We start from the raw sequence: 21,435 nt of genomic DNA, 5'->3' as shown, positions 1-21,435 counted from the left end.
CGGCCAGGGAGGCGAGCCCTCCCACGCGGGCCTAGAAGTCGGCGATGCGGTCGGCCAGCAGGGCGTCATCCACGAAGGGATTGCGGTTGCCCTGGTAGCTCTCGATGGCGGTGTTGCGCGCCAGCTCCGCGGCGTCCACCCGGTCCAGGTGGTTCCACTGCTTGAGCACCGCCTCGTCTCCGGCGGGAATCGGCTTGCCGTAGACGGTGGAGAAGTAGAAGAGGGCTCGCGCCACGTTGCCCTTGTGCGCGTCGGGCGGCTCGAAGACGGTGTTGCCCTTCGCGTCCTTGCCGAACTTCGCGCCGTTCTGGCTCCACTTCACCTCCTTCACCTCGCCGAACGGGTAGCTGCTCCGGATGGAGTTGGCCTTGCTGTCCGTGGGGAAGAGGTGGTGCAGGTCACTCTTGGCCGGGCCCGTGGCGCCCTTCGACTGCGGCCACGTGTGCTCGGTGTTCATGTCGTTGGCGCTGGGAATCTTGTCCGTGGTCACCTCGCGGCCCGTGTACACGCACGTCACCTGGCCATCATGGTTGTCCAGCGTGGTGAAGATGATCTTCCGCGCCTGGTTGTAGCCAAGGTCCTTGTGCTGGGCCGAGGCGTCATGCAGCGCCTGGATGAGCGCCTTGTCCTTGAGCCCGTCATACGGCGAGGGCGTCGTGGGCGAGGGCGTGGAGCCGGTGGTGTCCGTTCCAAGAGAAGGCAGACCCCGGCGCGCCGTGGGCTGGAAGCTGTCGAGGGTCGCGTGGAGGGGACGCGCCGAAACCGCGGGCGGAGCGGGCCGGAGGCTCTCGGACGCGGCGGCCGGGAAGACAGGAGAGGAACGAAGGGGAGCGGTCGTCGAGCGCAGCATCATCGGAGCGGTCCTTCCAGGCGGGCCTACATTGACAGGCGGACACCTGAATTGTCGCCCAACGACTCCACGAGTTGCCTGTTGCCACACTTTCACCGCCAGACACCTTCAATATACGACACAACCACACTCCCCGTGTCACGAGGTCTTCGCCGGAGCGCCCGGGTTAGAAGTCCGCCCCAGCCCCCCCTTTGCCTGGAGTGTTCGTCCCATGCGCCGCACCCCGTCATTGCTGCTCACCGCGCTCGCCGTGCTCGTGGCCGCCTGTGAGAAGAAGGCACCGCCCGCCGCGCCTCCCGCCGCCACACCCGCCGAGGCCTCGAAGCCAACCCCCTCGGACTCCACGCCCATCCTCGTGGGACAGGTGGGCAGCCTCACCGGCAGCGAGGCCACCTTCGGCCTCTCCGCGCGCCAGGGCATTTCCATGGCCCTCCAGGACGCCAATGCCGCGGGCGGGGTGAAGGGCCGCCCGTTGGCGCTGCGTGTCTATGACAGCCAGGGCAAGCCCGAGGAGGCGGCCCAGGCGGCCGCGCGCCTCATCAGCCAGGACCACGTGGTGGTGATCCTCGGCGAGGCCGCCTCGTCCAACTCGATGGCCATGGCGGACAAGGCGCAGGCGGCCGGGGTGCCGATGATCACCCCCACCTCCACCAACCCCGCCGTCACGAAGAAGGGCGACTACATCTTCCGCGTCTGCTTCATCGATCCGTTCCAGGGCGAGGTGATGGCCCGGTTCGCCCATGACCATCTGCACCTCAATCGCGTGGCGGTGCTCCAGGACAACAAGAGCGCGTACTCGGTGGGCCTGTCGGACGAGTTCCGCCGGAAGTTCACCGAGCTGGGCGGCAGCGTGGTGGCCACCGAGAGCTACTCCAAGGGAGATACGGACTTCCGCGCCCAGCTCACCACGCTCAAGAAGACCCGGCCCGAGGGGCTCTTCGTGCCCGGGTACTACACCGACATGGGCATCATCGCCCGTCAGGCGCGGGAGCTGGGGCTGACCCTGCCCCTGCTCGGCGGAGATGGCTGGGACTCCGCCCGCCTCTTCGAGCTGGGGGGCGAGGCGATCGAGGGCAGCTACTACTCCAACCACTACTCGGAGGAGAACCCGGATCCGCAGCTCCAGGCGTTCATCGCCCGCTACAAGGCCGCCTACGGCCAGGTGCCCGACAGCGTGGGGGCGCTCGCCTATGACGCCGCGCGGCTGGCCATCGACGCGATGAAGCGCGCGCCGAATCTGTCGGGCCCCGCCCTGCGCGACGCGATCGCGGCCACCCGCGACTTCCCCGGCGTGGGCGGCAACATCACCCTGGACGCCAACCGTGACGCGGTGAAGCAGGCGGTGATCCTCAAGGTGGAGGGCGGCAAGGCGCGCTTCGTCACCGCCCTGAAGCCCTAGTGTCCCGAGTCCCAGCCGGGGTGGTGACAGACGTCACCAGGGGATGACAGACGTCACCAGGAGTCCGACATCTCCTCCAGAACGGCAGTCACCAGGGCGCCCTCGGCCCTCACGTCATTTCAAGGGGTTACGCATTTCGAGGGGGCTTTGGGGGATTGGCACACGCCCTGCTATGGTCTCCCTCGTCACCGAGAACGGTGGTCGAGAAGTCCCCTTCCCCCCTAGCACACGAGGCATACCATGGGCGTTTCTGGCGTTGGTCCCCGCGGCAATATCTACACCCCCACCACCCCCGAGACCGGCAACACGCAGCAGACGCCCGAGGCGCAGCTGCTGGGCAAGGCGCTGCAGGGTGACCAGAAGGCCATCGAGCAGCTCGCGCAGAAGCTGGGCATCGATCCGCAGCAGCTCAAGCAGCTCATCGAGCAGCTGAAGGCCGCGCTGGGTGGCAAGGAGGGCGCTGGTGGCAAGGAGGGTGCCGGTGGCAAGGAGGGCGCTGGTGGCCCCGAGGGCGCCGGTGGACCCGAGGGCGCCGAGGGCAAGCAGGGCATCGAGCAGCTGCTCCAGGCCCTGATGGATGCGGTCAAGCAGCTCAAGGAGGGCAAGGGCCAGCCGGGCAAGGAGTTCTTCCAGGACAAGTTCGAGTCGGCCCCGGGCGAGGGTCCGGTCAACCTGGAAGGCGGCCAGACCCCTGGCGTCCAGATCCCGCCCCCGGTCGAGCCCCCCAGCATCTGAGTTGAGTCACCCCGCCTCGTGAGCCTACACCGCGCTCCGCTGCTGCTTGCGGCGGCAGAGCGCGGAGGCCGCCAGGAAGCCGTAGCTGAAGCCAGGCCGGAAGAGGGTCTTGTAGACCCAGCCCACTCCGGGCACGGCCTCGATCATGTCGCCCAGACTCCACATCTCCTCGTGCCGATGGATGAGGGGGTGGGGCTCGCCGCCGGTGAAGGGGCGCTCCAGGGAGAAGTCGTAGGCCAGGAAGGTGCGCAGCGGATAGACGTAGAGCCAGTCGAACTGCCTCAGGTTCATGGTTCCGTCGACGAGCACCCGCCCCTTCTCGTTGCCCGGCTCCAGTTGGACGTTGAGCTGGAGGATGTCGAAGTCGAAGCGGAACATGCAGTGGAAGCCCGCGGCGCCGCGCCGGTAGGTCTCCCGCCCCGCCCCCGTCTGCCAGGGGTCGATGAAGCGGATGTCCTCCCCCAGGTAGGGCACCAGCTCCTCGTCCAGCACATGCTCCGGAATGCGCGTGTCGTAGAGCAGGTGCGTGATGCGCCGGAAGCGCTCCTCCAGCTTGAGGATCAACTCCCGATCTCCGCCGATCCTGGACTGCCCCTGTTCTCTTCCCGACGTGGACGCGGTCTTCATGGCTGCCCACGGTAAGCACCGCCACCGGGCCCGGGAAGCGTGTACCGCCTCGGGTTGAACAGTGAAGGGCGCCTCCAGTCGGAGGGACGAGTGCTTAGGTTGGGCGCATGTCCGCTCGCATCCAGGCCCGCCGTACCTTGCGCCGCATTCGAGCCCTCCGGCCCTCGCCCCCGGTGGAGGTCGAGCACGATCTGACCGAGCCCGAGGCGGGGCCCGCGCTCGTCCCCGAGCACATCCCCGTGCGCGCCGAGCGCAAGCGGCTGGGGCGCGCCCTGCGCGAGAAGACGCCGCGCGAGGCCCACGCCTTCTGGAAGGCGGACAAGGCGCGGCCGGATCCCATCGCCCTGCTGGAGGCGTCCAACGTGGGGAGGCTGCCCTCGCTGGTGCCCATCCGCCACGCGCGCATGGGGGTGGATCCCTTCGCCTTCCTGCGCGGCTCGGCGATGCTCATGGCCAACGATCTGGCGCGCACCCCCAGCGTGGGCCTCAAGGTGCAGGCCTGCGGCGACGCACACCTGGCCAACTTCGGCATGTTCGCCACCCCCGAGCGCAACCTCGTCTTCGACGTGAACGACTTCGACGAGACGCTGCCCGCCCCATGGGAGTGGGATCTCAAGCGCCTGGCGGTGAGCGTCTGGGTGGCGGGCCGATCCAACGGCGACTCCGAGGCACGGTGCGAGGAGGCGGTGGAGGCGTGCGTGCGCGGCTACCGCCGCTGGATGCGCACCCTGTCCAAGTGGTCCTACCTGGACGTGTGGTACGCGCGCGTGGACGCCGAGGAGCTGCGCCGCACGCTCTACCGGGAGGAGCCGGCGAGCGCGGAGAAGACACTCGCCCAGGCGCGTCGGCGCACGCAACTGGCCACCCTGCCCAAGCTCACCGAGCTGCGCGAGGGCCGCCGCTGCATCATCGACGACCCGCCCCTGGTGGTGCACCCCCCGCGCGAGCACGCGGAGATGCTCGCCGAGGTGCTCCAGGTGGTGGGCGAGGGCTATCTGTCCTCGCTCCAGGGGGACCGCGGCACGCTCGTGCGCCGCTACCAGGTGGTGGACGTGGCGCGCAAGGTGGTGGGCGTGGGCAGCGTGGGCACGCGCTGCTACCTCGCGCTGCTGCTCGGCGCGCACGCGAGGGATCCTCTCTTCCTCCAGGTGAAGGAGGCGGGCCCCTCGGTGCTCGAGCCCTTCGCCGGCGCGAGCCCCTACCCCAACGCCGGGCAGCGCGTGGTGGAGGGGCAACGGCTCATGCAGGCCGCCAGTGACATCTTCCTCGGCTGGTGCCAGGTGGGCGGCCGCGACTTCTACGTGCGGCAGCTGCGCGACATGAAGGGCTCCACGGACGTGGAGCGGCTGTCACCCCGGGGGCTGCGCGAGTACGCGGCCCTGTGCGGCCGGACGCTGGCCCGGGCCCATGCGCGCGGAGGGGATGCCGCGGTGCTGCGGGGCTACCTCGGCCGGGGGGACGTCTTCGACCGGGCCCTGTGCCGTTTCGCCCGCGCCTACGCCGACCAGAACGAGCGCGACTACCAGCTCTTCCGCAAGGCCGTGCGCGACGGACGCCTGCCCGCCCAGGACGAGGGCGAGTAGGCGGACGAATCCACCGGCGGGCTCTGGCTATTCACCCCTGGATGTGGGATACGTGGGAAGTCACACTCGAAATGAGTGAGGCATCCGGTGCAACTCATGCGGCCGGACAAGAAAGAAGACGCGACGAAATGGCAACTGGTACCGTGAAGTGGTTCAACGATGCGAAGGGCTTCGGTTTCATCACGCAGGAGGGCGGGGGCGAGGATCTCTTCTGCCACCACACCGCGATTCAGACCGAAGGCTTCCGCACCCTGGCCGAGGGACAGCGGGTCGAGTTCGACGTCGCCCGCGGCCCCAAGGGCCTGCAGGCGCAGAACGTCCGCCCGATCTGAGTCGAGGCGCTGAACCCGCATCAGGCCTGGTCTCCTCGTGAGGCTGGGCCTTTTGTATTTCAGGGGTGCCGTGAGCGCCTCCCCGCTCCGCTCTCGGGGCGGCGGACCCTGGCCCGCTCCCCCGCTTTCCCGTCCCCGCCCGGCTTGCCCCTGGCGCGTCCCGCCCCACCCTGAAGAAGAGGAGCCACTGGACCCGGGCTCCTCATCCAGCAGGAGGGCGGACGTGATTCAGCACATCCTCGTCGCGATCGACGGCTCGGACACCTCGCGCAAGGCGGCCCGCTTCGGGCATGACCTCGCCCAGCAGACCCGTGCCCGCGTCACCTTGCTCTTCGTGCTCGAGCCGCCCCGCGTCCTGCCCTTGGGCTTCATGGACGCGGAGCTCATCTCCGGCGTCCCGCGCGACCCCGAGCAGCTCGCCGCCGTGCGGCGCCTGCTCGACGAGGTGGCCGCGGACCTGCCCTCGACCCAGGTGGAGAAGGTGGTGGAGATTGGCCGCCCCGCCGACACCATCGTCGCCATGGCCGACAAGCTCGGGGCGGATCACATCGTCGTGGGCGCCCGTGGACTCAACGCGGGCGGCAAGTGGTTGCTCGGCTCGGTGAGCGACCGGGTCATCCAGCACGCCGGCCGCCCCGTCACCGTAGTGCACTGAAGGAGTGCACTGAAGCGGGCTCAGCGCTTCACGCGCTTCATCGTCTCCTGGACGAGGTCCACGTACTGGCGGTTCTTCGGGTTGATCTTGAAGGCCTTGCGGTAGGCATCCTCGGCCTGCGCCCACTGGCCCTCGCCCCGGGACACCTCACCCAGGAAGAACCACCCCTCCTCGCACCCGGGCTCCTGCTTGAGCACGTCCTGCAGCTCCTGCATCGCCAGCTTGCCGTGGGACTCGGGCTTCATCAGGTAGCGCGCCCACGCGCGGTGGGCCCGGTACAGGGGCTTGGGATCGATGTCGCAGGCGTACTCGAAGTACTCGAACGCGCCCGCGAAGTTCTCCGCCTTGAGCCGCTTCATCGCCTCGTCGAACTGGGTGCTCGCGTCCAGCAGGTCCGTGCGGATGCGGAACTGCTCCGCCGTGGAGGGCCGGCCCGTGTTCACCTTCTTCTCGCGTGCCGCCTGGCGGCGCTTGCGCCACAGCGTCGCCTGCTCCACCTCGGAGAGCGCCCCGTACGCCCGCGCGTACGCGGTGAGCAACCCCTCGGCCTTCTCCTTGAGGTCCGCCGAGTGGAAGCGCAGGGGCGAGAACTTGTCCGCCAGCGCCAGGAAGGCCTTGCGCAGCGCCACCGGCTGCACGTTCTCCGGCACGCCCAGCAGGTCGAACGGATCCTGGCTGCGGTGGGACAGGAAGACGCTGAGCAGCTCGTTCTTCACGGCCTCGTCCTCGTCGGAGAAGGGGATGCCCTGGGGCCGGACCTCCACCGTCTCGAGGGTGCCGGGCAAGGGCGTGAGGGCGGGACCAGGCGGCATGGCGGGCACGGCGACGGGCCCCGCCGTGGCGGGCCGGCGCGCATCCACCTCCTCCACGAAGTCCACGAGCCCCAGCACACAGAAGGCGTAGAGCCGGCGCAGCGTGGCGTCGGTGTCCATGCCCGAGCGCTCCATCAGTTCGGGGAAGGTGGGCCGGAAGCGCAGCGCCTGGAACAGCCGCGCGTCCTTGGCGGACAGCTTGGGCCCCTCGATGCCCGGCACCTGGGCGAAGCGGCGCTCATCCGTGAAGGTGAAGTGCGTGGCCACCTCGTCGAAGGGCATCACGTTGGCGATGCCCGTGAGGATGAGCTGCGCGGTGTTCATCCGCACGCTGGTGTCCGGCGGCTCGATGTCGGCGATGAGCCGGTAGCGCGCGTCCGTCCAGCGGAAGCAGTCCAGGAGCGTCATCGCCATGTTCGCCTGCATCTGCTTGTACAGGTCGAACGGGCTGATGAGGCCCTTCTGCACCACCAGTCCGCCGAAGGGCACCTCGGTGCTCACGCTCTCGGCGAGTGTCTTCTGGTAGTCCGCCTCCGACAGCTTGCCCTTGTCCACCAGGAACTTGCCCAGCGTCTCGTGCAGCAGGTTGCTGGAGCTCGCCACGGGCGCGCCGTCCTCGAAGGTGATGCGCTTCTCGCGCTGGCGCACCTTGAGCTCCAGCGTGCACGTGCGCTCCTCCACGGCCAGCGAGTGCAACAGCAGGGCGAAGGGTGTCTCGGCGAGCGCCCCCTCGCGCTGCCTCAGGACCTGGGCGGGGGTCGAAAACATGGTTCCCCGAGCCTAGCGGTTTTTCCCCGCGAAAGCCGCCCCGCCTACTCCTCGGTGCCGGGCTCGTCCGACACCCAGGCCTGCTCGTCCGCTTCCCAGCTCGAGGCGGAATCCGCCATCCGGCCGAGCAGCGCTCCCACGAGGACGAGGCCCACCACCAGCGCCACCCCGTAGGCCAGGGGCCGGCTGGGGCGCGCCCGCCACGCCCACAGCCGCTCGCGGCGGCGCTGGAAGGCGGGCGCGGCCACGTACTCCTTCCAGGCCTCCTCGCGCACCAGGGCCCCCTCGCCATCCTGGCCCCCGCGCTCCAGGGCGCGCGCCAGCAGCACCCGCCCCTCCACCGTGCCCGGACGCGCCTCGCGCACGCGCCGCAGGGCCTCGATGGCACGCGGGAAGTCACCGCGCGCCAGGCGGAAGCGCCCGCGCTCCAGATCGATGGCCCCCATCTGGTGGTGGGGGTCGAGCTTCTCGGCCTCGTCCAGCAACAGCTCGCCCCGGGCCGTGTCGCCCGCGCCCAGGTAGGCCACGCCCAGCAGGAAGAGCGTGGACACGTCCTCGTCCCCCGCCTCCAGGTTGGGCTTGAGCACCTCCACCGCCGCCGCGTACCGGCCCCAGCCCACCCACAGCTCCGCCAGCTCGTAGCGCGCCCGCCGGTCATGGGGATTGACGTGCAACGTCCGCCGCAGCGCCGCGGCGCGCCGCCACCGTCCCAGCAGCCGCAGGGGACCGGGCAGGATCATGCTGTAGCGCCCCACCGCCCACAGCACCCCCAGCACACCCAACGCCGACAACACCGGGCTGCCCGTCACCCGCGCGAGCACCATCCACAACAGCCAGCTGTAGCTCATGAGCGCTGTCTCATATCAGGCGGCCCCGCTTCCGCGCGCGGGTGGGGCCAGCCGATGGGGCCCCTGGAGGCGTGGCGATTCGCCACAGGGGCGTTCCGCCACACTCCCAGGCCCGGCGAACATCCCGCCTGGATTCCCCACAATGCACGGTGTTCTGGGCGGCTCCTGGAAGAAGCAGGTGGAAAGGGGTCCCGGATTCGCGACTCCAGAGGGGACTGACGTAGGCTGAACTGCGAAATGGCCGGTGGCGTTCGCCTTGCAGCATGAGCGCCGCGAGCCGTCCTTCTCCCCGCTTCAACCTCATTGCCTCCATGAGAAATCCCTCCTCGCCCTCCCCGACGTCTCCGCGCGAAGCCGCGTGGGGCAGCAGTGCCCCGGCGCTGTTGCTCACCGTCGCGCTGGCCCTGGTGGCTGGAAGCGCCCAGGCCCAGCCCAGGAACAACGATCCGCCGAAGCTGCGCTTCGCGCAGGACCTGCGCGGCGACTTCGCCCTCATCGGCAACACGCTCGCGCAGGACTGCCGCCCGCTCACAACACCCCGGCCCCTCATCGGCCGGATGCCGCCGATGGGCTCCGGCAACTCCCTGCCGGGAGATCCCGCCTGCACCAGACGCGACACCTCTCCGGACTTCTTCTGGACCCTGAACGACTGGACGGTCGACAGCACGGGTGCCACGACCCAGCCCGCCCCCGCCAGCACCACCGGCATCAATCCACTGCTCGCCCGGAGCCAGGCGTCGCTCTCGCTGCCCGCCGGAGCAACCATCGTCCACGCACGCCTGTACTGGGCGGCCACCCGCTCCACCAAGGACGCTGGCGACAAGCTGCAGCAACCGGACCTCACCGCCCGGCTGTCCCGGCCGGGCGTGGCGGGATTCGACAAGCCCATCGACGCCGACGACTACGCCTTCCAGTACACGGTGGGGGGGAACGAGGAGTACCAGTATCAGTCCACGGCGGACATCACGGACATCGTCCGGCAATACGGCGCGGGCCGCTACCAGGTCAGTGACGTGCAGGCCCTGCCCCTGGACACGCTCAGCGCCGAGTACGTCTTCGACGCCTGGTGGATGGCGGTCTTCTACGAGGTGCCGGGCTCGACCAAGCGGCACTTGAAGCTCTTCGACAGCATGCGCGTCGTGGCGAGCACCTCGGGCACGACCTTCACCCTCAGTGGCTTCCACGTGCCGAGCTACGCCGCGGACGCCAAGCTGGGTGTTGTCGCCTTCGAGGGTGACGATCCCCTGCCCGACCACGGCGACACCTTCTCGTTCAACGGCAAGGTCCTCGGCAACGATCTCAATCCGCCGGACAACTTCTTCAACAGCACGCGCTCGTGGACCACGAAGCGCGGCACCATCTCCACCGACACACCGCTGTCGCTCTCGGACCCGGGCACGGACGGCGTCTTCGACTCCTACCCCATCAGCAGCCGCAACGACCGGCCCCAGCTCACCGGCACCCCGGGCAGCATGTCGGGCATGGACCTGGACGTGGTGGATGTCACCGTGGCCGCGGGTGACAGGAACGCCACGGCCAGCGCCAACACCTCCGGCGATCGCTATTGGCTGGCGGGCTTCATCACCTCCATCACCACCCAGGCCCCGGACTTCGTCAACACCATCAAGTCCGTCAAGAACCTCTCCCGCACGGACGGCACCGCGCGCTCCGGCGACATCATCGAGTACACGATCTCCACCGAGAACACCGGGGATGACATCTCGCGCGACACGGTCATTACCGACAAGCTGCCCACCAACAAGCTCGACTATGTGCCGGGCTCGCTCAAGCTGCTGACCGTGGCGGCGAGCGACAACACCCAGGTGCCGGGCCCCCTGACGGATGCCAAGGGCGACGACGTGGGCCACTACGACGCCACCACGCAAACCATCACCGTCTACCTGGGCAAGGGGGCCACCCACAACAAGGGCGGCCAGCTCAGGGGTGTCCTCGTCCCCGGGGACGTGCCCGAGAGGACCAGCATCTCCTTCCAGATGAAGGTCAGGTCCGACGCCAGCAATGGCAAGGTGGAAAACCAGGCCATCATCACGGCCGGCGGCGTGCTGGGCATCGAGCCCGTGGACACGCCCTCTCGCAACCCGGATGGGCAGGGCTCCACGGACATCGAGATCGCCATCGTCCCGAGGCCCGTCATCCAGACGCCGGCCCAGGGCTCCGCCGTGTCGACCGCGCAGCCCACGTACAGCGGAACCGCGCTGCCAGGCACCACGGTCACCGTCTACGAGAATGGCATCGCCCTCTGCACCGCCACGACCACGGCCTCGGGCACCTGGTCCTGCGTCTCGACGACCCTGAGCGATGGCGGCCACACCGTCACGGCGGTGGCCACGAACGATCAGGGAACGAGTGATCCGTCGGCGTCTGTCACATTCACGGTGGACACGCAGAAGCCAGTGCCCCCTACCATCACCGCGCCCACGGCCAATGCCGTTCTCACCACTCAGCGCCCCACCTTCGAAGGCACCGCCGAGCCCAACTCCACGGTCATCGTGAGCGTCGATGGTCAGGTGGTTGGCCGCGCCACCGCCGACAGCACGGGCAAGTGGTGGCTCGTCTCGCCCCTGCTCGCGGATGGCCCTCACATCGTCAGCGCCACGTCGCAGGACGCGGCGGGCAACCGCAGCGACGCCGCGAGCGTCCCCTTCACCATCGACGCCAAACCGCCCGATACGACGATTGACACGGGCCCGGCGCCCACCGGCACCACGGGGACGGCCAACTTCACGTTCACGGGCATCCCGCCGTCGAGCAGTAGCATCCACAGCTTCGACTGCAGCCTCAATGGCGCCCCGTTCATCAAGTGCTCGGACGCGAACTCGAGGAAGGGCACCTACGCGTACAGCAATCTGCCCGATGGCCGGTACACCTTCCGCGTCCGTGCCCGCACCTACTCGGGCGCCGTGGACCTGACCCCTGCCGTGTGGACCTGGGTGGTTGGCCTCGATAGCGACAGCGATGGCCTCCCCGACAGCATCGAGGACAAGAACCACAACGGCACCGTCGACCCGGGCGAGACCGACCCGAACAACCCCGATACCGACGGGGACGGCATCATGGATGGCGTCGAGGACGCCAACGGCAATGGCACCGTGGATCCGGACGAGACCGATCCGCTCAACACCGACTCCGATGGCGACGGCATCCTCGATGGCGTCGAGGACACGAACCACAACGGCACCGTCGACCCGGGCGAGACCGACCCGCGCAACCCCGACTCCGACAGCGGTGGCGTGCCCGATGGCATCGAGGACGCGAACCACAACGGCACCGTCGACCCGGGCGAGACCAACCCGCGCGACACCTCGGATGACGTCACGCGCGACACCGACGGGGACGGCATCATCGACGTCATCGAGAAGGCGACGAACACCGACCCCAACAACCCCGACACCGATGGGGACGGCATCCTCGATGGCATCGAGGACAGGAACCACAACGGCTCCGTGGACCCGGGCGAGACCGACCCGCGCAAGCCCGACTCCGACGGGGATGGGCTCCCCGATGGCCTCGAGGACAGGAACCACGACGGCTCCGTGAACCCGGGCGAGACCGACCCGCGCAAGACCGACTCCGATGCGGATGGCCTGCCCGATGGCCTCGAGGACAGGAACCACAATGGCACCGTGGACCCGGGCGAGACCGACCCGCGCAACCCCGACACCGACGGTGGCGGCGTGATCGATGGCGCCGAGGACAAGAACCAGAACGGCCAGGTGGACCCGGGCGAGACCGACCCACTCAACCCCGCGGATGACGACCCCACGCGCGACTCCGACAAGGACGGCATCACCGACAACATCGAGGTCGCCACGGGTACGAATCCGAACAACCCGGACACCGACGGGGACGGCCTGCCCGATGGCCTCGAGGACAAGAACCACAACGGCTCCGTGGACCCGGGCGAGACCGACCCACGCAAGGCCGACACCGACGGCGGTGGCGTGTCCGACGGCGCCGAGGACAAGAACCACAACGGCCAGGTGGACGAGGGCGAGACCGATCCGCTCAACCCCGCGGATGACGATTCCGACGGTGACGGCCTCCCCGACAAAGTCGAAAACGCCCACGGCACGGATCCGAACAACCCGGACACCGACGGCGATGGGCTCTCCGACGGCGAGGAGGACAAGAACCACAACGGCACCGTGGACGACGGCGAGACCGACCCGCGCAACCCCGACACCGACGGCGGCGGCATGTCCGACGGCGAGGAGGCGAAGGCCCACACCAACCCGCTGGATGGCAACGATGACCTGCTGATCGGCGGCCGGGGCTGCAGCACCTCGGGTGGCACTCCGCTCGCGTGGCTGACCATGGCCCTGCTCGGCCTGCCGTGGCTGCGCTCGCGGCGCACGGCCCGTCCGGGCGTGCTCGGAGGACTGCTGGGGCTCGCCGGCGTGCTGTCCGCTCCGGCGGCGGACGCCCAGGTCGTCTCCCCCTCCCCGCTGTCGCAGTCCATCGACGTGCAGCGCTACAAGCCCGGTCCCGGCGCCACGGACATCCTCGGCGTGCACGGCTCGCGGGTGGACAACCACCTGGGCTGGCACCTCGGGGCCTCGGTCAACTACGCGAGCAACCCGCTGGGCTTCTACAACCCGGCCACGGACCGCTACGTCTACGAGCTCGTCGCCCACCAGGCGACCCTGGATGTGATGGGCTCGCTGTCCCTGTGGAACCGGTTCGAGCTGGGCGTGGTGCTGCCCATCACCTACCAGTCCTCGGAGTCGGATGCCGGCTTCACCCCCGCCTTCGCGCAAGGGCTGTCGGGCGCGGGCCTCAGCGACGTGCGGCTGGTGCCCAAGCTGAACCTGGTGTCGTCGGAGAACTTCGGCCTGGGTCTCGTCGTCCCCGTGCTGCTGCCCAGCGCGAGAGGCGAGGCGTTCCGCGGCGGCGCGGGTGTGAGCGCCCGGCCCCAGCTCGTCGTGGAGTGGGGCCGTGACAAGGGCGCACGGCTGGTGGCCAACCTGGGCGCCAACATCCAGCGCGAGGAGCAGCTGCGCAACCTGCGCACCGGCACCGAGCTGATGTACGCGCTGGGCGCGCAGATCCCCTTCAGCGAGAAGCTCGCGCTGCGAGCCAACCTCGCGGGCTCGTACGGGTTGAACTACACGGGCTTCGGGGCGCTGCCGCTGGAGGTGCTCGCGGCGTTGCAGTACCGCTTCTCGCCCGGACTGTCGGCCCACGTGGGCGGCGGCCCGGGCCTCACCCGGGGCTACGGCACGCCCGCCTTCCGCGTCTTCGCGGGCATCGACTGGCACCAGCCCGGCGAGCGCGCCTCGGCCGCTCCCAAGGCCGCTCCCACGGACGAGGCCGCTCCCGAGACCGCTCCCACGGACGAGGCCGCTCCCGAGGCCGCTCCCGCCGCCGCGCCCGTCGACACGGACGGCGATGGCATCCCGGACACGGCCGACCAGTGCCCCACGAAGGCCGAGGACAAGGACGGCTTCGAGGACCAGGATGGGTGCCCGGATCGGGACAACGACAAGGATGGACGTCCGGACGTGACCGACCAGTGCCCGAACGAGCCCGAGACGATCAATCGGTTCCAGGACGAGGACGGGTGCCCGGATCAGGCTCCGGCCAAGGACTCGGATGGGGATGGGCTGTTGGACTCGCAGGACAAGTGCCCCCTGCAGGCCGAGGACAGGGACGGCTTCCAGGACGAGGATGGCTGCCCGGATCCGGACAATGATCAGGACGGCGTGCCGGACGCGAAGGACCAGTGCCCGAACGAGCCGGAGATCATCAACGGCGTGAAGGACGAGGACGGCTGCCCGGACCAGGGCAAGTCCAAGGTGCGCCTGGAGTCCAACCGCATCGTCATCCTGGACAAGGTGTATTTCGCCACGGCCAGGGACGTCATCCTGCCCAAGTCGTTCAGCCTGCTGAAGCAGGTGGCCTCGGTGCTCAAGGCCAACCCGCAGATCGAGCTGCTGCGCGTGGAGGGACACACGGACAACCAGGGCAATGACGCGAACAACCTGCGGCTGTCCCAGCGCCGCGCGGACAAGGTGCGTGCCTTCCTCATCCGCGAGGGCATCGCCGGGGAGCGTCTGGATGCCATGGGGTTTGGCGAGACGCGGCCGGTGGACGACAACAAGAAGGCGACGGGCCGGGAGAGCAACCGCCGCGTCGAGTTCAACATCCTGAGGATGAACGGGAAGGACGTGCGGAACACCCCGTAGTCCCCCTTCGGACCCGCTGGACAGGGACGGCGCGGACAGGCGAGATGGCCTGCCCGCGCCGTTCGCTTTTGTGTATGCACCCCCTCGTGAGGAAGAAGCCATGTCGTCCCCCGCCCCCCGCCCAGGCCTCCTGGTGTTGATGGTTCCCTTGATGCTCGCGGCGACCCCCCCGTCGCTCCCGTCGCGCGCGAAACAAGACACCCCGGAGACCTTCTCCGGCGTGGAGCGCGTGGTGGCGGTGGGTGACGTGCATGGAGACGTGGACGCGCTGAAGGCCGTGCTGAAGCTGGCCGGGCTCATCGACGCCCGGGGGCGCTGGAGCGGGGGCAAGACGCACCTGGTGCAGACGGGAGACATTCCCGATCGGGGAGACCAGACGCGCGAGGCCTACGAGCTGCTGATGCGGCTGGAGAAGGAGGCGCTCGCCGCGGGCGGACGGGTGCATGCGCTGCTGGGCAACCACGAGGTGATGAACATGCTCGGGGACCTGCGCTACGCCACGCCTGGCGAGCTGGCCTCGTTCGCGGACCTGGCGAGCGGACCCACCGAGGGGGGACTCGCCGGGCACCGGGCCGCCTATGGGCCGCAGGGGCGCTATGGGCGCTGGCTGCGCACCCATGCTGCGGCGGTGCGCATCAACGACACCCTCTTCGTGCACGGTGGCATCGCCCCCGGGGTGCCCGCCCAGACCCTGGCCGAGCTCAACCGCTGGGTGCGCCAGGACCTGACCGAGGGACAGCCCCCGGGAGGCGCGAAGTCTCCCGAGGGGCCGCTGTGGTTTCGGGGCTACGCGCTCGGGGACGAGAGCACGCAGGCGGCGCTCGACACGGTGCTCGACCGCTTCGGCGCCCGGCGCATGGTGATGGGCCACACCACCGAGCGCGAGGGGAAGATCCGCACGCGCTGGGGTGGCAAGGCGGTGTTCATCGACACCGGCCTGAGCACCGGCTACGGCCACCACCTCGCGGCGCTGGAGATACGCGGAGGCAAGCTCACCGCCCTCTACCCCGAGGGCCGCGTGGAACTGCCGATCGGCGCCCCCTGAGAAGCAGGGAGGCAAGCACGGAGGGACTCACAGCAGGCGCGCGCAGATGGCGCTGTGCACGTCCGCGCCCGCGTCGGTGAGCACGAGCCGGGCGCCCTCGAGCCGGGCGAGGCCATGGCGCACCAGCCGCTCCACCTCCGCCCGGCGGGGCTCGGGGGACTGGCCGTAGCGTGTACACACCGCTTCCCAGTCCACGCCGGAGCGCAGCCGCAGCCCCATGGACAGGCGCTCGGCGAAGAGCTCCTCGGGGCCCAGGGCTTCCCGGCTCGCCTCCACCGGCCGACCCTCCTCCACCGCGCGCAGGTACGCGCCCGAGCCGCGCGGGTTCACGTAGCGCGAGCCCTCGGGAGGGGCGCCCGCGGAGGAGGTGAGCCACATGCCCGTGGCCCCCACGCCCAGCGCGAGATACTCGCCTCCGGTCCAGTACAGCGCGTTGTGGCGCGAGCTGAACCCCGGCCGGGCATGGTTGGAGATTTCGTAGCGGTGCAGTCCACCCCCGGCGTAGACGTCGCGCACCGTCTGGGCCATCTCCACCACGGCCTCGTCCGAGGGCAGCGCCAGCACGCCCTGGTCGAGCTGCCGGGACAGCGGCGTGGCCACGGCCAGCACCTCGCGCTCCACCGTCAGCGCGTAGGTGGACAGGTGCTCGGGCTCGAGGGCCACCGCCTGGCGCGCGTCCGCCTCCACCTGCGCGCGCGTCTGGCCGTGCACGCCATAGATGAAGTCCATGGACACCACGTCGAAGCCCGCGCGCCGGGCCGTCTCGAACGCGGCCACCGCCTGCGCGCCCGAGTGCTCGCGCCCCAGCGCCTGGAGCGTCTCCGCCTGGAAGGACTGCACGCCCAGCGACAACCGGTTGACGCCCGCGGCCCGGTAGCCCGCGAAACGCCCGGCGTCCGCGAGGCTCGGGTTGGCTTCCAGGGACACCTCGGCGCCCGGCGCCACCCGCAGCCGCGCCGCCACGCCCTCCAGCACGTGCGCCACCCACCGGGGATGCCACAGGGACGGCGTGCCCCCACCGAGGAAGATGGACTCCAGCGTGCGCTCGCGCAACGAGGGGTCCGCCGCGAGCCGAGCGTCCAGCTCCGTGAGCACCGCGCGGGCGTAACGCTCCTCGGGCACCTCGCGCACCACCGCCACCGCGAAGTCGCAGTAGGGGCACTTGGACACGCAGTAGGGGAAGTGCACGTACAGCCCGAAGCGCGCCGCGGGCGTGCCCGTGAGGGCGTCGATGGGGCCCGCGAAGTCCATCCCCCTACTTCGCCTTCCGCAGTTGCGCGAGCTCCGCCTCCAGTCGCGCCACCTTCATCTTGTGGCTGGCCGCCGTCTCCAGCGCCAGCTCCGCCGCCATCAGCTTGCGCTTCATCGAGGCGACGTCCTCCCGGAGCTGGTCGCGTTCGGCGAGCAGCTCGGCGTCCGGCGCCGGGGCCGGGTTCTTGCGCCGCGCCCCCTCCAGCGCGACCTCCAGCGTCTTCACCCGCTGGCGCAGCCGCTCCGCCTGGGCCTCGGCCTCGAGCGCCCGGCTCTCGGCGCCCTCCTCCCGCGCCTCGTCTTCTTCGGGCGCTGCCTGCTTCGCGCTCCGGAGCGACTCCAGCTCCGCCTCGACCTCGGCCAGCGCGCGCGAGAGATCCTGCCGGTCCGCCGTCACCGTGCGCAGCTCTTCCTCCAGCCGCGCCACGTTCGCCTCGGCGGACTCCACCACCTCGCCCAGCGCGGCCACTTCCGACTCCATCCGCTCGCGCAGCCGCTCCACCTCCGCCTCCGCCAACGCCAGCTTCTCGGAGAGATCCCCGCTCTCGGCCAGCGCCCCATCGCGCTCGGCTTCCACCTCCAGGGTGTGCGCGCGCACCTCTTCCAGCGAGTTGTTCGACCACTCGGCATCCGAGAGCAGCGACTCCAGCTGCCCCACGCGCACCGACAACCCCGTGCGCTCCGCCGCGGCGAGCTCCCGCTCCCGCTCGGCCTCCCGCAGCCGCTCCGTGGTCTGCTCCAGCTCGGCCAGGGTGGCCTGGTACTCGTCCCGGACGGCCTCCAGCGCGCCTTGCGTCTCGAGGTGCTCGGTCACCAGCTCCGACACCCGGTCCTGCGCGAGCGACAGCGCCTCCTTCGCCCCGATGAGCTCCTCGGCGAGCGCGCCGCGCGACTCCCGCTCCCGAGCCAGCTCGTCCGACAGCCGCGCCAGCTCCGCTTCCACGTCGGCGAGCGAGCGCGAGAGATCCTTGCGGTCCTCCTCCACCTGGAGCAGCTCGGCCTCGAGCCGCGCCACCCGGGCCTCGGCCACCTCCGCGCGCGCCGACTCGCGCGAGAGCGCCGCCGCGGACTCCTTCTGGACCGGGCGCGCCTTGAGCTGCCCCTGGGCCTCCACCAGCTGGCCGCGCAGCGTGGTCTCGGAGACGCGCACCGTGCGCAACTCCGCCTCCCGCTCCGCGTACAGGGTCCGGGCGCGCTGGAGCGTCTCCACCTTCTGCCGCAGCACCGTGCGGAAATGGTCCAGCCGCTCCGGGAGGGAGCCCTCGGGGGGAGCGGAAGGCTCGGTGGGCTCACCGAAAGGGTCCGCCGCGGCCGTCGAGGCCGAGGGGCGCGTGGGCATGCGCACGGCGGGCAGGGTCATCGCGGGCCGGAGCGCCACCGACGCCCGGCGCGGGGGGAGCGGAGGAGGCGCGGCCGTGGCGGCCGCCTCCGCGTCCGAGCCCTGCCCCTCCCGTAGCTCGGCAAGTGGATCCACTTCCTCTGACGACCCCATGTCTTTCCAGGTTACCGCTCGCGCCACCGCTTCTCCACCCAACACCGCTCCCGGCACGAGCCCCGTCCTCCTGATTGGTCTCCAGGCATACGTCAGGGGGCTCCGAGGGCACCGGGCGCCTTGCCACCCCCTCCTACCAGTGCCAGGGTCGACTGTTCCATGGCTCAACGCTACACACTTCCCAACGGACTCACCGTCGTCTTCGAGGAACAGCACGCCGCCCGGGTGGCCGCCTTCCAGGTGTGGGTCAAGGCGGGCAGCGCCGACGAGCGCCCCGACCAGGCCGGGCTCGCCCACCTGCACGAGCACATGCTCTTCAAGGGCACGGCCCGGCGCGCCCCCGGGGAGATCGCCCGCGACGTGGAGGCCCATGGGGGGGAAATCAACGCCTGGACGTCCTTCGACCAGACCGTCTACCACATCGTCATCGCCAGCCAGTATGCCCGCATGGGGCTGGACATCCTCGGCGATGCCATCCGCTCCTCGGCCTTCGACGAGGGCGAGCTGGCGCGGGAAATCGAGGTGGTGTGCGAGGAGATCAAGCGCAGCCAGGACACGCCCAGCCGTCGGGCCTCGAGGGATCTCTTCTCCACCGTCTACCAGGAGCACCCCTACCGCCACCCCGTCATTGGCACCGCGGAGAGCGTGCGGAGCTTCAGCCGGGACAAGGTGCTCGAGTTCTACCGGCGACACTACACGCCCCGCAACCTCGTGCTGGTGGCCACCGGGGACTTCACCGAGGCGGAGCTGCGGGGGTGGGTGGACGAGTGCTTCGGGGGAGACTGGGGGCGGCCCTACGAGGGTGGTGTCGTGCGCCCGCGCGAGCCCCAGCTCACCCACCGCCGCGTGCTCTTGCGCCCGGACGAGGTGAAGGAGGCCTACCTCAACCTCGCCTTCCCCATCCCCCAGGGCAACCACCCGGACGTGCCCGCGCTGGACGCGCTCGCCATGATCTCCGGCCAGGGCGAGGCCTCCCGGCTGGTGCTGGAGGTCAAGCGCAAGCGCGGCCTCGTCAATGACATCCACACGTACGCGTACACGCCGAGGGATCCGGGCCTCTTCGCCGCGAGCCTCACCCTGCCCCCGGACAAGCTGCCCCAGGCGTTCGAGGAGACGGTGCGGGGGTTGGCCGCGCTGCGCACGGGGCTCGTGCCCGAGGAGGAGCTCGCCACGGTGAAGGCCCTCATCGAGTCCGAGGCCATCTACCAGCGCGAGACGGTGCAGGGGCTGGCGCGCAAGCTCGGCCACTACCAGTCCTCCATGGGAGAGCTGGAGGCGGAGGCGCGCTACTACGAGGCCATCGCGCGGCTGACCCCCGAGCAGTTGCGCGAGGTGGCCGGGCGCTACCTGCGCTTCGAGCACGCCATCGTCACCGGACTGCTGCCCCCCGGCGCCGCCTTCAGCGCGGAGCAGGTCGAGGAGATTCTGGACCGGGTGCCCCGCGAGCCCTCCGCGCCGCTGCCCGAGCGCCGCACGCCCAAGACCCGCCCCGTGGCCGGGCACGCGCCGCGAGAGGAGGACAGGAGCCCGCGCGCCACCCCGGGCCGGGTGGTGGAGGAGCAACTGCCCTCGGGCGCGCGCATCCTCGTGCGGGAGGAGCGGGCCGTGCCCCTCTTCGCCATGCGCGCCGTGTTCCCCGGCGGCCTGCGCTACGAGACGGCGGAGACCAACGGCCTCACCACGCTGCTGGGCCGCACCCTCACCCGGGGCACGCCCACGCACGACGCGGAGGAGATCTCCCACCTCGTCGATGCCTTCACCGGCGCGCTGTCGGGCATGGGGGGACGCAACACGGTGGGCCTGCGCGGCGAGTTCCTCTCGCGCCACTTCCAGCCCGCCTTCCGCCTCTTCGCGGACTGCCTGCTCCACCCCCTCTTCCCCGAGGCCGAGGTGGCGCGAGAGCGCGCGCTGCTCGTGCAGGACATCGTCACGCGCGAGGACAAGCCCAGCGGCGTGGCGTTCGATCTCTTCAACCGCACCCTCTTCCAGACGCACCCGTACCGGCTGCCGACCCTGGGCGAACAGGCGTCGGTGGAGCGACTGGGGCCGGAAGCGCTGCGCGCCTATCACGCCGCGCACATGGACCCGTCCCAGCTCACCCTGTGCGTGGTGGGGGACGTGCGGGCGGACGAGGTGTTCGCGCTCGCGCACGAGGCCTTTGGCGCGTCGCGGGGCCAGGCACGGCCCCCGCCCGAGGTGCGGCCCGAGCCCCCACCCGAGAGCGCCCGGACGACGAAGCGGGAGCTGGCGCGCGCGCAGGCGCACCTCGTGCTGGGCTTCCAGGGCGTGCGGCTGGATGACTCCCGGCGATATGTGCTGGAGGTGCTCTCCACGGTGCTCAGTGGCCAGGGCGGACGGCTCTTCGTGGAGCTGCGCGACAAGCGCTCCATGGCCTACAGCATCAGCAGCTTCTCCGTGGAGGGCGTGGACCCGGGCTACTTCGCCGTCTACATGGGCACGAGCCCCGAGAAGGTGGAGGCGGCGCTCGCGGGCATCCGCGAGCAGCTCACGCGCATGCGCGACGAGCCCATCCCCGAGGGCGAGCTGGCCCGGGCCCGGCAGCACCTCATCGGCACGCATGAGATTGGCCTGCAGCGCAACGGCTCGCGCGCCGCGCTCATCGCGCTGGATGCCTGCTACGGCCTGGGGCGGGAGAACTTCCTGCACTACTCCGAGCGAGTGGCGGCGGTGACGGCCGCGGACGTGCGCGCGGTGGCCCGCGAGCTCATCGACCTGGAGCGCTGCGCGCTCGCCATCGTCGGGCCTTGAGCATCGGGCCCTGAAAAACAAAACCCCTCTCCCCGCGGTGGGGGAGAGGGGAAGCGCGAGTCC

At 70.4% G+C, this 21,435-nt stretch carries 14 protein-coding genes; 8 read left to right on the top strand and 6 right to left on the bottom strand.

Annotated features, from left to right (window positions below):
* Positions 1-31: 31 nt before the first annotated feature.
* Positions 32-853 carry an endonuclease I family protein gene (locus CYFUS_RS07630; RefSeq protein WP_095984637.1) on the bottom strand — a complete coding sequence of 274 codons (822 nt, stop codon included), beginning with the start codon at positions 851-853 and terminating at the stop codon, positions 32-34.
* A 208-nt stretch (positions 854-1,061) separates the two neighbouring features.
* Here CYFUS_RS07630 and CYFUS_RS07625 point away from each other — a divergent pair, with 208 nt between their 5' ends.
* The gene (locus tag CYFUS_RS07625) at positions 1,062-2,249 is read left to right on the top strand and encodes an ABC transporter substrate-binding protein (RefSeq protein ID WP_095984636.1); all 1,188 of its coding nucleotides are present in this window, start codon (positions 1,062-1,064) and stop codon (positions 2,247-2,249) included.
* Positions 2,250-2,489: 240 nt separating this feature from the next.
* On the top strand, positions 2,490-2,984 hold the full coding sequence (locus CYFUS_RS07620; protein ID WP_095984635.1) for a hypothetical protein: 495 nt from the start codon (positions 2,490-2,492) through the stop codon (positions 2,982-2,984).
* 24 nt (positions 2,985-3,008) lie between these two features.
* On the opposite strand, the gene CYFUS_RS07615 is transcribed toward CYFUS_RS07620, so the two are convergent.
* Entirely contained in the window at positions 3,009-3,611 is a 603-nt protein-coding gene (locus tag CYFUS_RS07615; RefSeq protein WP_095984634.1) for a hypothetical protein, read from the bottom strand.
* Between the two features lie 107 nt (positions 3,612-3,718).
* Here CYFUS_RS07615 and CYFUS_RS07610 point away from each other — a divergent pair, with 107 nt between their 5' ends.
* The 3 genes from CYFUS_RS07610 (at position 3,719) to CYFUS_RS07600 (ending at position 6,181) form a co-directional block, all read left to right on the top strand.
* Entirely contained in the window at positions 3,719-5,194 is a 1,476-nt protein-coding gene (locus CYFUS_RS07610) for a DUF2252 domain-containing protein (protein WP_232537423.1), read from the top strand.
* A 128-nt stretch (positions 5,195-5,322) separates the two neighbouring features.
* On the top strand, positions 5,323-5,526 hold the full coding sequence (locus tag CYFUS_RS07605) for a cold-shock protein (protein WP_043433126.1): 204 nt from the start codon (positions 5,323-5,325) through the stop codon (positions 5,524-5,526).
* A 223-nt stretch (positions 5,527-5,749) separates the two neighbouring features.
* The gene (locus CYFUS_RS07600) at positions 5,750-6,181 is read left to right on the top strand and encodes a universal stress protein (RefSeq protein ID WP_157758301.1); all 432 of its coding nucleotides are present in this window, start codon (positions 5,750-5,752) and stop codon (positions 6,179-6,181) included.
* 20 nt (positions 6,182-6,201) lie between these two features.
* Here the strand turns inward: CYFUS_RS07600 and CYFUS_RS07595 are convergent, their stop codons facing one another.
* Together CYFUS_RS07595 and CYFUS_RS07590 are read right to left on the bottom strand one after the other, a co-directional pair.
* Complete coding sequence (locus CYFUS_RS07595; RefSeq protein WP_095984632.1) at positions 6,202-7,761, bottom strand: DUF4388 domain-containing protein; 1,560 nt, start codon at positions 7,759-7,761, stop codon at positions 6,202-6,204.
* Between the two features lie 44 nt (positions 7,762-7,805).
* Positions 7,806-8,609 (bottom strand): tetratricopeptide repeat protein, encoded by an 804-nt coding sequence (locus CYFUS_RS07590; RefSeq protein WP_095984631.1) that lies wholly within the window; start codon positions 8,607-8,609, stop codon positions 7,806-7,808.
* A gap of 263 nt (positions 8,610-8,872) precedes the next feature.
* Between CYFUS_RS07590 and CYFUS_RS07585 the strand changes: the two genes are divergently transcribed.
* The gene (locus CYFUS_RS07585) at positions 8,873-14,815 is read left to right on the top strand and encodes an Ig-like domain-containing protein (RefSeq protein WP_095984630.1); all 5,943 of its coding nucleotides are present in this window, start codon (positions 8,873-8,875) and stop codon (positions 14,813-14,815) included.
* Between the two features lie 100 nt (positions 14,816-14,915).
* On the top strand, positions 14,916-15,860 hold the full coding sequence (locus CYFUS_RS07580; protein WP_095984629.1) for a metallophosphoesterase: 945 nt from the start codon (positions 14,916-14,918) through the stop codon (positions 15,858-15,860).
* A 27-nt stretch (positions 15,861-15,887) separates the two neighbouring features.
* Here CYFUS_RS07580 and hemW read toward each other — a convergent pair whose 3' ends face one another.
* On the bottom strand, positions 15,888-17,111 hold the full coding sequence (gene hemW, locus CYFUS_RS07575; RefSeq protein WP_095984628.1) for a radical SAM family heme chaperone HemW: 1,224 nt from the start codon (positions 17,109-17,111) through the stop codon (positions 15,888-15,890).
* 4 nt (positions 17,112-17,115) lie between these two features.
* Positions 17,116-18,603, bottom strand: a complete 1,488-nt coding sequence (locus CYFUS_RS07570) for a hypothetical protein (RefSeq protein ID WP_095984627.1) — start codon at positions 18,601-18,603, stop codon at positions 17,116-17,118.
* 159 nt (positions 18,604-18,762) lie between these two features.
* Between CYFUS_RS07570 and CYFUS_RS07565 the strand changes: the two genes are divergently transcribed.
* On the top strand, positions 18,763-21,372 hold the full coding sequence (locus CYFUS_RS07565; protein ID WP_095984626.1) for a M16 family metallopeptidase: 2,610 nt from the start codon (positions 18,763-18,765) through the stop codon (positions 21,370-21,372).
* The last annotated feature ends 63 nt before the right edge of the window (positions 21,373-21,435 follow it).

The organism is Cystobacter fuscus (assembly GCF_002305875.1).
GTDB lineage: Bacteria > Myxococcota > Myxococcia > Myxococcales > Myxococcaceae > Cystobacter > Cystobacter fuscus_A.
This window is presented reverse-complemented; position numbering and strand designations above follow the sequence as displayed.